Origin of the sequence: Geodermatophilus dictyosporus, assembly GCF_900115505.1 — a bacterium.
GTDB classification, from domain to species: Bacteria; Actinomycetota; Actinomycetes; order Mycobacteriales; family Geodermatophilaceae; genus Geodermatophilus; species Geodermatophilus dictyosporus.
Window position 1 is genome coordinate 124194 of record NZ_FOWQ01000008.1, and the last position, 13422, is coordinate 137615.

A 13422-nucleotide genomic window follows, 5' to 3' on the forward strand; every position below is an offset into this window, starting at 1 on the left:
GGTCAGGCGGTCAGACCACCGGCGGCGGGTCGACCGGCAGCGCGGTGACGTCGGGGGAGCTGGTGGCGGTGGCCGGGGGCGTCGTCGTGGTGCCGGTGCTGCGCCCGGCGGCACTGGCGGTGGGCTCGGCGTCGCGGCCCATCCTGGCCTTCACCGAGCTGACGACGTCGTCGGCGCGTGCCTGCGCCATGCCGGCCAGGCCCTGCAGCTGCGGGTTGTCCTTGGCGTCGGACCACAGCCCGAGGATCTGCTCGTAACGCTCGCGGCCGGCCCGCGCGCCGAGCACGTAGCCGGCGCCGAAGCCGACGAGGAAGGAGAACTTGGCCACGGGGGACCTCCGGGGGTTGTTGGAGCGGACACCGACCGGTTGATCACGCTACGGCGGCACCGGACCGTCCGCGATCGCAGAGCCTCCGCGGCCCGCCGGGAGCCGTGGGGTACTCTCGACGGGCGCGCGGCTCGCAGCCGCCCGTCCCCCGTAGCTCAATTGGCAGAGCATGCGACTGTTAATCGCAGGGTTATTGGTTCGAGTCCAATCGGGGGAGCAAAGCCGCAGGTCAGCGGCTTGTTCGGTCGGTGGTTGATCTACCAAGGACCAACGGACGACCAGCGAACCCCCTCCCGCACACCCCAGTGCGACCGCTGTCGAGGCATATTTTGAGACGGCGCGCCGGCGGGGGAGTCGCCGCGGGCGGAGCCGGGCGGCACGGGGCGCGGTTCGCCGTTACAGCGTGCGCTGCAGTGCGGTGGCCGCTTCGGGGCTGGCCAGCCGGCGGCCCGTGTAGACGTCCTGGGTGAGGTGGGCCGGGTGTGGCCGAGGTGGTCGGCGATCTGCCAGGCGGACACCCCGGCCTCGTCGAGCCGGGTGGCGACGGTCTTGCGGAAGACGTGCGAAGTGACCCAGTCGAAGCCGGCCCGATCAAGCGCTGCCCGCAGGTCACCGCTGGTGTTGTTCGGATCCCGCAGCCGGCCCTGCGGGCTGCGGAAGAGCACCGGCGGTTCGGCGTCTGGGGGGACAGCGGCGCAGCGGCGGCGGAGCAGGTGGACGACGAAGGGCGGCAGGGCGATGGTCCGCCGCCCGGCTTCGGACTTGGGCACCTCCTGGATGACCAGCCCGCGGCCGGGCACCCGGACGACGGTCGCGGTGATCGCCAAGGTGGCGGCGTCCAGGTCGATTGTGGTCGGGCGGACCGCGCAGGCCTCGCCGATGCGCACGCCGGTGCCGAGCATGAGGTCGACGAAGTCGGGCAGGTCCAGGCGCACCGCGTCGGGGTCGGTGGCGAGCTTCTCTCGCAACCGCTGGGCCTCTCGCAACCGCTGGGCCTCGGCGACGGTCAGCGCCCGCGGGGTCTTCGCCGGCCGGGCGGTGCGCCGCAGGGAGGTCTCGCGGACCGGGTTGGTGGCCAGGGCGCCGTGGCGGACGGCGAGGGCGAGGATGCCGGACAGGACGCTGCGGGTGGACTTCGCCGCGCCGGCGCCGTGGCTGGCGCGGACGGCGGTCAGCAGCCGGTCGACGGCGGGGACGGTTACCTCGCGCAGCCGCAGCTCGCCCAGGCCGGGCAGGACGTAGGAGTCGACGACGAAGCGGTACAGCCGCTTGGTGCCGGCGGCCAGCTCGCTGGCCTCGACCTCCGCCAGCCACAGCTGCGCGGCGGCGGCCAGCCGGCTGTCGGCGGTCGCCGCCGGGGCTGTTGCTCCGCCGCGGTCGCGCAGGGCCTCACGCAGGCGGCGTTCGGCGTGGGCGCGGGTGGTGCCGTAGCGGGTGACGAAGCGGCGCCGGCCGCCGAAGTCGCGGAAGCCGGCCCGGGCGCGCACCCGGCCCTTGCCGACCACGAGGTAGTCGATCCTGCCGAGGGTCCCCACCGGCAGCGGTGGCCTTCCCATGACGGCTTCCCCGATCCTCGCCGGTGGTGGGGGAGTACCGGCTGAGGCGGGCTCGGCGATGAGGTGGACCCCTCGCGGCGACGGCGTGGGATCCTGGGGACAGCGCAGAGCTCTGTGGATGACGACGGAGCCGTCCGGCTCCGACCGTGGCGAGCCTGCTGCAGTCCTTCTCCAGTACTCCTCCACCGCGGCTACTGAGCCAGACGTCGTCCGGACTCGCAGCGCTGTCCGACAGGCTCCATCGCCGATGTGACTGGCCGGCGAGAGGCTCTTCCCCTGGTACCGGTCTTCTGCAGCAGCGATCGAGGGATCGATCGGCGCGGCGGTGCCAGGCCGATGATGAGACCTTCGAGCGGTGAGAGTGCTTGGCGGGAAGTCCGCTGATGGCGCGAGCGGGAGGGCGCACGCGCTACGCGTGGTGGGTCGGGCCGGCGGACTGACGCGGCGGAGTCTCGGACAGGCCGGGCGGACGCACAGGAAGGTGGTGACACATCTGTGCGCTGCGTAGACGCTGGCGTCCGGATCCCGCGCTTCCGGAGGTGCCCCGTGCCCGTGTCCGCTTCCCGCCTTGCCACCGTCTTGGGACTGGTAGCGATGGGGAGCAGGATGGTCCGGCGGAGCGGAGCACCAGGATCGACGTGGAGGCCTCGGTCGAACGGATCTGGGAGGCGCTGGGCGAGGCCGAGCGGTGGCCGGAGTCGGCGCCGACGGTGACCTCGGTTCGACGCTTCGACGATGAACCGCTCGCTGTAGCGTCCCGGGTCCGGGTGGAGCAGCCCCGGATCTCCCGCCGAGTACTTGTCGTGACCGAGCTCGACCCGAACCGCTCGTTCCCTGGGTGACCACCGGCCGTGGCGTCCGCACCACCGCTTGGCTCCTACTCGAGCTTCTCGGCACTGCTAAGACGCGTGTGACGCTAGCGGTGGAGCAAGTCGGCCCGTAGGCGTGGTGACGCGGTCAACCCCACGGCGAGCGCCTCGCCGTGGGGTCCCACAGAACCTGCTGTCCCAGGCGCTGACCTCTGGCGAGGCAGCGGCGACCGGCGGGATATTCATGCGCATCGAGCGCCGGACTCCGAAAGGGGGAGGAACGGGATGTACGTACGAGTCAGTCGGGGACAGTACGACCCGAACGCGATGAGCGACGAGCAGCTGACGACTTTCACCGAGGGTGTCGCCGCGGCAGTGAAGACCCGACCTGGCTTCGTCTCCTACCAGAGTGGGCTGGATCGGCAGGCCGGCAACCTGGTGGCGATCAGCACCTGGCAGGACGCAGACTCGGCCAACTTCAACCGAGACGCACTCGGCAGCATCATCTCCGAGGCCATACAGGCGGGCATCCGCCTCAAACCACCGATGATCTATGAAGTGACCGCCACGGCCTGACGGTGAGACGGTCTTCGGGCCCACTGTTCGACCTTCTCCACTCGGGCCACTCGACCGTCTCGTCACCGCGATGTCGATTGGACGTGCGTTGCCGGCGGCGCAGGCGGCCAGCAGCGCGCCGCGTAGCCCCGGCGCGGCTCCTGGCGCGGCCTCGACGACGTCGAGCTGACGACCCTGCAGTGCGTCGACTGGTTCGACCGCCGCTGGTTGCCCGGGCATGCAGCGACATCCCCCGCCGGTCGAGTACGAGGACCTCGCATACCGTTCGTTCGCCGGCCCCACCGAGGACCACCTGGCACGACCGAGCCTCCGTGAACCCGGGGCGGTTCATCCCGGCACCGGATGTCGGCCGCTGACCGTGGTCACGGCCGCAGGCTGATCAGCACCAGCGGTCCGGTCACGTGCGGCGCCATCCGCGGCCAGCGCATGGCGTAGGTCTGCCGGGCTGCGTGCCATTGCGGGTCGCCAGGATCTACTACTCGCGCCACGCCCTCGTGCGGTCGACCGGTGAGGCGCACGGTCGCCGGCTGCGGTGTACGGAAGTTGCGCCACCACGTGGCGCGCTGCCAGTGCTGGGGCCACACGACGAGGTGGTCACCGGCGCTGGCGTACTGCACCGGCAACACGTACTGCCGCCCACTACGCCGCCCGACGTAGCGCAACTCGATCGCAGAGCCGCTCAGCAGACGGTGCGCGCGCGACCGCAACACGGCCAGCACGATGGCGTTGCCCTGCGGCATCTTCAGGTGCACCCGTGCACGGCGCACCGCCTGCCGGCGCAGTTCGTCGAGAGCCGCGATCACTCCGTGCACCCTGGTGTCCGGCTGCTGCCTGGCCATGCTGTCCTCCCTGAGCTGATGGTCCACCTCGACCGTGTCCTCGCCGCCGACCCCGGCGCCCGCCGCCCTGCCCGAGAAGCCCTCGATGCGGCGAGGGCAGCCGGCTTCGACCAAGACGGCATCGCCGCATCGACGACGCGGATCCGACCTGCTCCGTCCGGAGTGCCCCGTCGGCCGGGCAGCACCCGACGGACTCTGCGGCGACCTCTCGGCGGACATGAGTGACCCAGACCCGGCCTACGGCCCGTTGCCCTGTCGTGGCTCGTCGGACACCACCGGACCTCCAGAGGACCTGTGCTCAGATCACGGCGGGATCGGGACCCTGCCCCCGGCCCGCTGCAGTCCGCCGATCGAGAGAAGCGCCCAGCCTCCCGGCCTGATACGCGTCACCGAGACGTCGACAGGCCGAGCGTTCGAGGCAGCACCTCACCCCGAGGGCACGTGCCGCAGCTGGCCCAGCGACGCATGCCGGCGGATGGCCGCCCTGCGCCGCATGCCATCTCAACTGGGTGTCCGCCGCACAGCGCCAGCGCCTCCGCACAGCGACACGCCAGCAGGTGGTCGAGCACCGCCAACCCGACGATCCTCGCGGATGTCACTAGATCAAGCCCGCTCCTCAAGGGCTGCCCTGGTCATGCCCCTGCGGCGCGCTCAAGATCGAGGACGCGAGGCGGTGAGGTCCTACCTGGAGGACTGCTGGCATCGTCACCGCCCCGCGGTCGCCCACGCGCATTCGTGCCACCGGCCGCCAGCCACCGACCCGGTTCGGCCCGGTCGACCCGGAGCGACGGTCAGGCGGCCCATTCCCGGTGAGGTCCGCGATGGACGGCGGCGTAGACCTCGTCGCGGAGTTCGTTGGCCCGCCGGTCGGTCAGGGTGCCCGCGAGCGGGCGCAGCACCAGGCGCAGCAGCACGTTGACCTGATCCGGGCGCAGGCCCAGCCGGGTGCGGGCGGCGGACGGCAGGTCGGCGTAGCCGGTGCTGGCCACGAGGGTCACGGACTCCAGATCCTCGGCGGCGGGGCCGAGCGCCGCGCGGACGGCATCGCCGAGCAGTTCGGCGTCGACCGGAGGGTCGGCGACGATCGACAGGTCCCGGCGCACCGGCGGCTGCGCCGACACCGGCCGCCACGGGCGCAGGTCGAGCAGTTGCGCGGCGATGCGGGGCTCGGTCGAGCGCAGCAGGCGGATGTCGTCGATGCCCTTGCGCAGCATGAGCGCCCGGTCCAGGCCCATGCCGAGAGCCAGCCCGCTCCACTGGGCGGGGTCCAGGCCGGCCCTCGCCAACACCCGGTCGGCGGCCAGTCCGCACTCGGCCAGCTCCATCCAGCCGGTCGGCGTGTGCACGTCGATCTGCAGGCCGCAGCGGGTGTAGGGGTGCCGGGCCGGATGGGTGCGCCAGGGTGCCCCGGGGAGGACGGCGTGGACGACCAGCTCGATCATCCGCTGCAGGTCGTCCTCGTCCAGTCGCCCGTCGGGGCCGCCGGCGGTGATGCGCCACAGGTCGACCTGGTGCGGGGTGCCCACGTGCAGCCGGTCGATGCTGTCCCGGCGGTAGCACAGGCCGGGCAGCGCCAGCAGGACGTCGGCCGCCGCGGCGCTTCCGGGGGTGCTCGCGGCGAGGGCCCGCAGGGCGGGCGGGACGCCGGCGCTGGTGTGGCTGCGAAGCATGACCGTCTCGGCGGCGTAGCGGCTGTACCGGGTGTCGCGGGTGACGTCCTCGGTGGCGTAGCCGAGGCGGTCGTAGTTGTCCTCGACGCTCACCAGGGGCCGGCGCCGCTGCAGGTCGAGGGTGCAGCCCCAGGCGTCGGTCAGGGCCGTCAGCACGTCCTCGAGCAGCAGCTGCATCGCGTGCGGCCCACCGGCGGGGTCGGACAGGTCGCGCAGTTCGAGCGCGACCTCCAGGTCGTGGGCGGAGAGCAGGGTGGTCACGGAGTCCCCCTCGGGGTGTCGGTCGGGTGGTGGACCCCCCGGCCGACGGCTCCGTGAACGGGACTACCGGCAGACCTCGGAGCCCGCACGGCTGCTCGGCAGCCGGGGGCAGGGAAAGGAGGTCGCGCGTCCGGGCACGGACCGACGGTAGCTCTCCGTGGGCCACAGCGTCCACGACGATGGATCACGACGTCGGTCCCCAGCTGTCCGGCCGGGGACGGTGGTCGTCCGGCGGCTGAGCGTCACCGCCGCCGCTGCTCGGCCAAGGTGACCCCCGTGGAGAGCGTGCACGCGATGTCGTCGAGGACATCCCCGATCGGAGGTTCGTGGCCTGCCGGCGCGGCCGTGCACCGCCGGCTCGCGCGGTGGGACGAGCGGCTCGACCGACGCCCACAGCTCGTCACTGATCGGCTGCGGCGGCGGGGGAGGCGCCGGCAACGACATGGCCAGAACCTGCGCCGACCTCCCTCAGCCCGACAGAGCCCGAGCACCTACTTGCACAACGTCTCCTATGGCCGATGCAGCCGCTCGAGGCCGTCGAGGATCAGGTCCAGCCCGAACTCGAACTCCTCGCCGTAGTCGTAGCCGGGTTGCAGGGCGTGCTGCGTTGCCAGCTCGACGAAGTGGGGATACCGATCGACGGGGATCTGGGCGAACATCGCCTGCGCCACCTCGGCAGCCTCATCGGCGGTCTGGAACGGCAGGCCCTTCTCCTGCAGCGCGAAGCCGTAGATGTAGCTGTCCAGGACCGAGAAGGCGTGCGCGGTCTGCGGCACGCTGAACCCACCGGCCCGCAGCGCGCCGATCACCGCGTCATGGTGGGCCAAGGTCGCCGGGCCCGGATAGGTGCGCGACTCCATCAAACCTATGGCCCACCGGTGGCGGCGCAGGACCGCCCGTACCGAGAGTGCTCGCTGCCGCATGGCCGCACGCCATCCGTCGTCGGCCGAGGGCAGGTCGATCTCGGTGAAGACCGCATCGATCATGCCATCGAGCAGGTCGTCCTTGTTGGCGACGTGGCCGTACAGCGACATCGCCTCGACCTCGAGCGCCTCCCCGAGCTTGCGCATGCTCAGCGCCTCCAGCCCCTTGCGGTCGGCGAGGTCAACGGCGACCTCGAGCACCCGCCGGCGCGTGAGCGGTCGTCGCGGCTCGCGAGCGGACCCGGTCATCGGCACCTCCAGTCGAACGACCCTTGACACCTTACGGCGTAAGGCTCACCCTTACGCCGTAAGTCTCATGGGCGAGAGGCGGAGGCGATGGACGCCACGGGTTCGGCGCGAGCCGCGCGGAGCAGCGGCGCCGAGACGATGAGTGCGGTGGAGCAGACGCGGTACGGCACCGCTCCTCGGCACGTCCTCGGGATGGGCCGGACCGACCGGCCGGCCCCGAGGGAGGGCCAGGTGCTCGTCCGGGTGCGGGCGGCGAGTGTGGACCGCGGCACCTGGCACCTGATGGCGGGCCGCCCGTACCCCGTGCGGCTGGTCTTCGGCCTGCGCCGGCCGAGCTTCCTCAACCCCGGCCGCAACCTCGCGGGGGTGGTCGAGGAAGTCGGTCAGGGAGTGACCGACTTCCGGCCGGGCGACGAGGTGTACGGCATCGCCTCCGGCAACGGCACCTTCGCCGAGTACGCCGTGGCGAAGCAGGAGAAGCTCGACCGCAAGCCGACGAACGTCTCCTTCGAGCAGGCGGCGGCCGTGCCCGTGTCCGCCGGCACCGCTCTGGAGGCGGTGCGCGACCACGCCCGGGTGCAGCCGGGGGAGGAGGTGCTGGTCATCGGGGCCTCGGGCGGCGTGGGGACCTTCGCCGTCCAGATCGCCCACGCCCTGGGGGCCCGGGTGACCGGCCTGGCGAGCGGTGCCAAGCTCGACGCCGTCCGCGCGCTGGGCGCCGACGGCGTCCTCGACCACCGCCGGGACGAGATCCCGCAGGGCCGCTTCGACGCGGTCATCGACATCGCCGGCCGCCGCCCGCTCGCGCAACTCCGGCGGGTGCTCACCCCGCACGGGCGGCTGGTCATCGTGGGCGGTGAGACCGGCGGCCGGCTGTGCGACGGGCTCGGCCGGCAGTTCCGGGCCGCGCTGCTCTCCCCGTTCGTCGGCCAGACGCTGGGCTTCTTCGTCAGCAAGGAGCGGGGCGCGGACCTGCGCGCGCTCACCGGGCTGATCGAGGCCGGCTCGGTCACACCGTTGGTCGACCGCGTCTTTCCGCTCGCCGAGACGGCGGCCGCCGTCGAGTACCTGATCGACGGCCGGGCGACCGGCAAGGTCGTGGTCACCGTGTGACCCTGTGGCGGACTTCAGGAGGGCGGTACTCCTGCTCCGCGCCGGCTGCCCGCGGGAGCAGCCTGGTCTGTCCGCGAGCCATCGCGCGGTGCGCGAGTCCGTCCGGCCCGCACGGCAGAGCATCACGATCGATGCGCTGAAGGCCCGAACCGCTGCCCCGGACAGTGTGGTCAGCGGCCGGTTCGGTAGGCGTCGCGGCGATGGGCGACGTCGAGGACGGTGACGGTTCGGGTGTCGTCGTCGATGCGGTAGACGATCCGGTAGGTGCCGCGGCGGGCGCTGTGCCGGTCGCTGAGCGGTGGGCGCAGCCGCTTGCCGAGGCGGTGGGGGTCGTCCAGCAGTGGGCCGACGATGAACTCGTAGGCGGCCGCGGCGACGGCTTCGGGCAGGTGGTCGGTGAGCTGGCGGCGGGCGGTGGGGGTGATGGCCAGGAGGTAGGCGTCCTGGTCGTCGCTCACCGCTGCTGGCTGCGTCGGCGGGCCATGGCCGCCTCCAGGTCCTCGCGGCTCTCGACCTCCCCGCGGGCGAGCTCGGCCTCGGAGGCGTGCAGCCGCCGCATGGCGTCGGCGTCGGCGAGGATCTCGATGGTCTCCTCGAGCGACTCGAGGTCCTCGGTGGCGAGCAGGACCGCGGAGGGCTTGCCGTGCACGGTCACGTAGACGCGCTCGTGCTGCCCGCTGACGCGGGCGATCAACCTGGACAGGTGAGCCTTCGCGTCCGCCAGGGACAACGTCGTCATGGTCAGAAGTATGACCACAACGGCGGTGGCGGTCCAGCCGGCACCAAGCGGGTGGTGGGGCCGGGTCGGGTTGGTCCGCGTCAACGACGCGACCAACTCACGACCGACAAACCACCTTCGGTGTCCGACGCCAGCCAACGTCGGCCGATCACGTGAACAGGGTCTGACCTGGAGGTTCGTCGTCGACCGACCCACGCCAACGACCTCGAGATCAACTCGCCGGGTCACCGGTTCGAGTCCAATTGGGGAGCAGAGCTCCTGGTGAGCGTCACGGGGATTCGGCGAACCCCGGACCATCGATTGCGCTGTTTCGATCTGAACCCCCAGCTCTCGGGTCGTCCGACGTCGTCGCCGGCGCACGGATCCCGGTCGGGAGGACGGTGGCCGGCAGGGCGCGGGAGGTGCCGTGGGCGGGGCCGCACAGGTCCGTGGCGCGGGCACTGCGACGCCACCCGCTCCGGTCGACCGGAGCGGGCCGGAGCGGGTGGCGTCGGGGCGTTGCGGTCAGAGGCAGCCGGATCCGGCCAGGGCGGTCTCGACGTCCTCGAGCACGACCTCGGCACCGAGCAGCCCGATGCCGAGCATCCACTCGTCGTCGTCGACCTCGAAGGCGCAGTCGGGCACGGCCTGCAGGAAGTCCCAGACGGCGGTGACGCCGCCCTTGGTGGTCGCAGCGGGGTCGCCGTAGGTGGTGGAGAAGACGACGTCGGCGTCGGCCTGGTCGATCTGCTCGGCGCTGACGTAGGCCATGGAGTACTCGTCGTAGGAGAGCTGCGGCAGGGTGAACCCGACGTCGGTCAGGACGCTGCCGGAGAAGGTGTCGGGTCCGTAGATCCGCGTCTCCTCGGGCAGGAAGCGCACGATCGAGGCGGTGGCGCCGTCCGCGCCGACGGCCTGGCCGACCTCCTCGACCCGCGCGTCGTACCCGTCCAGCGCCTCGGTGGCCTCCTGGGACCTGTTCAGGGCCTCTGCGGTCGTCGTGAACACCGCCCGCCAGCCCTCCTCGTAGTCCGTCAAGACGGTGGGGGCGATCTGGCCGAGCTGGTCGTAGATCGCCTCGTGCCGGACGCTCGAGGACAGGATCAGGTCGGGCTCCAGGGCCGCGATCGCCTCCAGGTCGGGTTCCTCGATCGTCCCGACGGTCTCGATCCCCTCCGTCCGGTCACCGAGGTACTCGGGGAAGCCCGTGGCGACGTCGGACTGCACCGAGCCGATCGGGGTGACGTCCAGGGACAGCGCAGTGTCGAGGTGTGGAGTGTCGAGCGTGACGACCCGCTGCGGGTCGGCCGGCACCTCCGTGGTCCCCAGGACGTGGTCGACCGACCGGGTCCCCGCCGGCGCGGAGCCCTCCTGCGCGGAGGTCTCCTCGGTGTCGTCTGCGGCGGAGGCGCCGCACGCGCTGAGGGCCATCGCGGCGACGACGGCGGTGGTGAGTGAGCGCAGGCGCACGAGGTGCACGTCCTCTCAGCAGGCGGCACGGGGCGGCCGCGTCGATCCGGTGGAGCTCAGCCACATCCGGCGGTCGGACTGGGAGACTGGAGGCTGCTGTTCTATTAGGTGAGGCTGCCCTCAGTCAATCCGGCAGAGTCGCCGCTGTGCGTCGTCTGGTTCCCGGCCCGCGGGGCTCTCGCCGTCGCCGTCCGGCATGGCGAGGCCCTGAGGAGGTGGTCGCACGGCGTCCGCGCCGTCGCTGACCACGACGACCCGGGGAGCGGACCCAGAGGGGACCCGGACGAGCACCGGCCCGTCGGGCAGCCGGAGACGGTCGCCGTCCGTGGCGTCGACCACGGCCGGTTCCTCGCAGGGACCGCTCGAGATCGGGCAGTGCCACCTTCGGCCGGGCCCTGAGCGCCGACGTGGAGGTCGCCGTGGACCACCGGGCGCGCTGCTCCGGCCGTTGCCCGTGGCGGTCCGCCGCCGCCGCGGAGTCGAACCGGGATGAGGGCGATCGCGCGACTGTCCTCGGTCACCCCACCGGAGGTGCCGAGCCAGCCGACGGCCCCGCCGCCAGCTCCTCCATCCACCGGCCGACAGCCGCCTCCAGGGCCTCGGGCCGGGTCGTCCTGCCGTGCACCACCTGGGCGAACACGGCTCACCTCCCGCTGCCGTCCTCCCGCGGCCACCAGCATGGACCGGGGTCGCCGTTCACCGGCCGTCACAGGAGCCCCGGACCTCCAGGCGGCGGTCGGCGCGCGTGGCGAAGGCGAGCGTGGGAAGCAGGACGACGTCGCCGCAGCAGAACTCCTCGGGGGCTCTCGAGGGGGCCGCACGAGGGCGGTGCCCGGCCCCGCCCGGGCGCCGGCGGACCGGACGCGGAGGAGCCTTCCGCCCGGGACCGGGCGCGACCACGAGTCGAGGGACGTCGTGGTCCACGCCGCGCCGCCGACCAGGGCCGTTGTCGCGGCGATGGCGCGGGTGAGCCCTGCGGCGCCGTCGTCCTGCCCTGGTCTCGTCGGCCCGGCGGCCGCCGACGAAGTGCAGTACCGAGCGGGCACTCCGTGCCTCCAGCACTGCCGTGGTGGCGCCACTGGTGACCACCGGCTACGTGGCGCGGTACGGCGGGTGCAGCTGCCGGTGCAGCAGCGGGTCGTCTGTCCTGCGGGCCGAGTTCGCCCTCGGGGCCGTCGTCGTGGCGCTCGAGTGCCCGCGCACGGCTCACGCGGTGATCGTCAGGCGCGAGCCAGGCACTGGCCGCCGGCGAACCCGGGCCGGCCGGCCCGGATCACCTTGCGGCTGGTGTGCGGAGCGAGGTGTCGGGCGGCACGGCCGCCGTCGGCTCGGAGGCCGGTCACGGTCCCGGTGGTGGCGCGTACCGGTACCCGGTCGCGTCGATGGTGGTGCTGTCCAGGACCTGTCGGACGGAGACGGTGGGTGCGCCGGAGAAGTCCGGCAGGAGTGCTGCCACGGCAGGGGGGATGGCGACGCCGAAACCGGGTGCGGCGCCCACCCAGGGCCACATCGTGTCGTCGAGGCGGTGCCCGAGCGGTGCGAGGTCGCCGTCGAAGGGCGAGATCTCGTCCGCAGGGGGGTAGTGGTCCTCGGGCTTGGACCCGGGCACCGCTGCGAGCCGGCGGGCCTGCCAGTTGGCCCACAGCCTGTCGACGTTGGCGTGGTGCAGCCAGAACACCGGGTCGTTGGGCGAGAAGGCCCCCGACATGTGGCCGCCGATGACGTTGTGGCCGCGGTTGTGGGTACGACTGGTCACCTGCTGGTGGCCCTGTTCGAGGACGAGCCAGAAGTACCACAGCGGGTGGACGCCGGGTTGGTCGACCACCAGCCGTTCGAGTCGGTCCACCCCCGCCGCCGTCGGTGGCCAGCCGACTCCTGCGCTCCCGCGCGAGAGCCGGGCGCCGAGCCCCTCGCGCAGCAGCGGGTGGACCGGGAAGCCGGTGGCCCCGGGCGGCCACCACGGGGGCCGCTCCGTCGGCGGCACCGGGTCGCGGAACACGCCATCGGTGACGGGTCCGGGTCCACCCGAGCGGAGCGATCCGAGGAACTCGGGGGTGAAGAGTCCGGTCGTCGCGGCCACGTGGTCGGTCCAGTCCCAGTAGGGGATGGTGACGCCGGGGATCTGGGCCTGCAGCTCCCTCTCGAAGGACCGCAGGTACTGGCGGTGCCACGCGCAGAACCCGATGTTCCAGTGTCCGTAGTTCACGGTCTCACCGGGCGGTAGCCCTGGTGCGATCACCGCCATCACCGCGCCGTGCAGGGCGACGTACTGGTCGTACACGCTGACGCCGGCAGGGCCACCCGGAGCGGGGTGGTGCTTGAGCCTGACGACGGCCTCGAGGAACCGGTCCCGCTCGGCGTCGGCCAGGTCGGTGGCTCTCCTACGGACGTCCATCGCGGTGCTCCCCGCCGTGGTCGTGCCCGCCGCCGTTCCCGCCGTCCGGGTCGGGGCCGAAGTGGTGCTCGAGGTGGCCGCTGGCGGTCACCGGGTGCAGGCCGGCGGTGAACGGCCCGGGCGCGTCGCCGGCGAGCACGCGCGACAGCAGCTCGCGGAAGGTCTCCCCGGTCCGGGTGCGCAGCACGAGCTCGCTCTGGTACATGCTCGGTGGTCCCAGCCCGATCTCGAGGTGCCCACCGGACCGGACCGCCGTCACCGCGATCTCCGCGCGCTGCACACCGACCAGGCCGCAGTGGACGGTGCCCTCGAGTGAGTCGGCCAGTTCCCGCAGGCGCCCCACCGTGCAGCCGTCGAACGCCGACAGCGTCGTCACCAACGTGAGCTTCTCGAACAGCATCCGCGGGCCGGTCACGGCGATCCGCAGTTCGCCGACGTCGACGAGGAGGTCGAGCAGCGTCGGGCCGCCCTTGAACAGTGACGTCGACGCAGTCGTCGATGCGGAGGTCATCGAT

13 protein-coding genes, 1 tRNA gene and 1 pseudogene are annotated in these 13422 nt (G+C 72.6%); 4 read left to right on the plus strand and 11 right to left on the minus strand.

The features are described 5' to 3' along the window. Positions 1 to 10: 10 nt before the first annotated feature. Positions 11 to 328 (minus strand): hypothetical protein, encoded by a 318-nt coding sequence (locus BMZ33_RS24260; protein ID WP_091114036.1) that lies wholly within the window; start codon positions 326 to 328, stop codon positions 11 to 13. 144 nt (positions 329 to 472) lie between these two features. On the opposite strand from BMZ33_RS24260, the gene BMZ33_RS17985 reads away from it, so the two are divergent. Then, positions 473 to 545 (plus strand) — tRNA-Asn (locus tag BMZ33_RS17985). A 40-nt stretch (positions 546 to 585) separates the two neighbouring features. Here BMZ33_RS17985 and BMZ33_RS17990 read toward each other — a convergent pair. Further along, on the minus strand, positions 586 to 1884 hold the full coding sequence (locus BMZ33_RS17990; protein WP_169064518.1) for a site-specific integrase: 1299 nt from the start codon (positions 1882 to 1884) through the stop codon (positions 586 to 588). A gap of 638 nt (positions 1885 to 2522) precedes the next feature. Between BMZ33_RS17990 and BMZ33_RS24720 the strand changes: the two genes are divergently transcribed. Together BMZ33_RS24720 and BMZ33_RS18000 are read left to right on the plus strand one after the other, a co-directional pair. After that, positions 2523 to 2726, plus strand: coding sequence for an SRPBCC family protein (locus BMZ33_RS24720; RefSeq protein WP_091114039.1), 204 nt, complete (start codon positions 2523 to 2525; stop codon positions 2724 to 2726). Between the two features lie 294 nt (positions 2727 to 3020). After that, positions 3021 to 3269, plus strand: coding sequence for a hypothetical protein (locus BMZ33_RS18000; RefSeq protein ID WP_136697341.1), 249 nt, complete (start codon positions 3021 to 3023; stop codon positions 3267 to 3269). A gap of 362 nt (positions 3270 to 3631) precedes the next feature. On the opposite strand, the gene BMZ33_RS18005 is transcribed toward BMZ33_RS18000, so the two are convergent. From BMZ33_RS18005 to BMZ33_RS18020, 4 genes and pseudogenes are all read right to left on the minus strand, one after another. Further along, complete coding sequence (locus BMZ33_RS18005; protein WP_091114044.1) at positions 3632 to 4222, minus strand: PNPOx family protein; 591 nt, start codon at positions 4220 to 4222, stop codon at positions 3632 to 3634. Positions 4223 to 4899: 677 nt separating this feature from the next. Further along, the gene (gene srmL, locus BMZ33_RS18010; RefSeq protein ID WP_091114046.1) at positions 4900 to 6039 is read right to left on the minus strand and encodes a PheS-related mystery ligase SrmL; all 1140 of its coding nucleotides are present in this window, start codon (positions 6037 to 6039) and stop codon (positions 4900 to 4902) included. 269 nt (positions 6040 to 6308) lie between these two features. Then, positions 6309 to 6483 (minus strand): annotated as a pseudogene (locus tag BMZ33_RS23795) (IS5/IS1182 family transposase); the annotation flags it as partial. Positions 6484 to 6548: 65 nt separating this feature from the next. After that, positions 6549 to 7211, minus strand: a complete 663-nt coding sequence (locus tag BMZ33_RS18020; protein WP_091114050.1) for a TetR/AcrR family transcriptional regulator — start codon at positions 7209 to 7211, stop codon at positions 6549 to 6551. A gap of 138 nt (positions 7212 to 7349) precedes the next feature. On the opposite strand from BMZ33_RS18020, the gene BMZ33_RS18025 reads away from it, so the two are divergent. Then, positions 7350 to 8324, plus strand: coding sequence for an NAD(P)-dependent alcohol dehydrogenase (locus BMZ33_RS18025; RefSeq protein WP_091114473.1), 975 nt, complete (start codon positions 7350 to 7352; stop codon positions 8322 to 8324). A 170-nt stretch (positions 8325 to 8494) separates the two neighbouring features. Here the strand turns inward: BMZ33_RS18025 and BMZ33_RS18030 are convergent, their stop codons facing one another. The 5 genes from BMZ33_RS18030 to BMZ33_RS18055 all read right to left on the minus strand — a co-directional run bounded on the left by BMZ33_RS18030 (position 8495) and on the right by BMZ33_RS18055 (position 13418). Next, positions 8495 to 8782, minus strand: a complete 288-nt coding sequence (locus BMZ33_RS18030) for a type II toxin-antitoxin system RelE family toxin (RefSeq protein WP_091114054.1) — start codon at positions 8780 to 8782, stop codon at positions 8495 to 8497. Continuing rightward, a complete protein-coding gene (locus BMZ33_RS18035) occupies positions 8779 to 9063 on the minus strand; it encodes a type II toxin-antitoxin system Phd/YefM family antitoxin (RefSeq protein WP_091114477.1) in 285 nt (94 codons plus the stop codon). The genes BMZ33_RS18030 and BMZ33_RS18035 overlap by 4 nt, the downstream gene beginning before the upstream one ends. Positions 9064 to 9567: 504 nt before the next feature. Beyond that, positions 9568 to 10512, minus strand: coding sequence for an ABC transporter substrate-binding protein (locus tag BMZ33_RS18040; protein WP_091114480.1), 945 nt, complete (start codon positions 10510 to 10512; stop codon positions 9568 to 9570). Positions 10513 to 11851: 1339 nt separating this feature from the next. After that, positions 11852 to 12907, minus strand: coding sequence for a tyrosinase family protein (locus BMZ33_RS18050; protein ID WP_091114062.1), 1056 nt, complete (start codon positions 12905 to 12907; stop codon positions 11852 to 11854). Next, complete coding sequence (locus BMZ33_RS18055; RefSeq protein WP_091114066.1) at positions 12894 to 13418, minus strand: amidohydrolase family protein; 525 nt, start codon at positions 13416 to 13418, stop codon at positions 12894 to 12896. The genes BMZ33_RS18050 and BMZ33_RS18055 overlap by 14 nt, the downstream gene beginning before the upstream one ends. Positions 13419 to 13422: the final 4 nt, after the last annotated feature.

Excerpts from the sequence above, each read along its gene's own strand:
- BMZ33_RS18055 (WP_091114066.1), bottom strand. The coding sequence starts at position 13,418 with ATGACCTCCGCATCGACGACTGCGTCGACGTCACTGTTCAAGGGCGGC.
- BMZ33_RS18020 (WP_091114050.1), bottom strand. The coding sequence starts at position 7,211 with ATGACCGGGTCCGCTCGCGAGCCGCGACGACCGCTCACGCGCCGGCGG.
- BMZ33_RS18035 (WP_091114477.1), bottom strand. The coding sequence starts at position 9,063 with ATGACGACGTTGTCCCTGGCGGACGCGAAGGCTCACCTGTCCAGGTTG.
- BMZ33_RS18000 (WP_136697341.1), top strand. The coding sequence starts at position 3,021 with ATGAGCGACGAGCAGCTGACGACTTTCACCGAGGGTGTCGCCGCGGCA.
- BMZ33_RS18025 (WP_091114473.1), top strand. The coding sequence starts at position 7,350 with ATGAGTGCGGTGGAGCAGACGCGGTACGGCACCGCTCCTCGGCACGTC.
- BMZ33_RS18050 (WP_091114062.1), bottom strand. The coding sequence starts at position 12,907 with ATGGACGTCCGTAGGAGAGCCACCGACCTGGCCGACGCCGAGCGGGAC.
- BMZ33_RS17990 (WP_169064518.1), bottom strand. The coding sequence starts at position 1,884 with ATGGGAAGGCCACCGCTGCCGGTGGGGACCCTCGGCAGGATCGACTAC.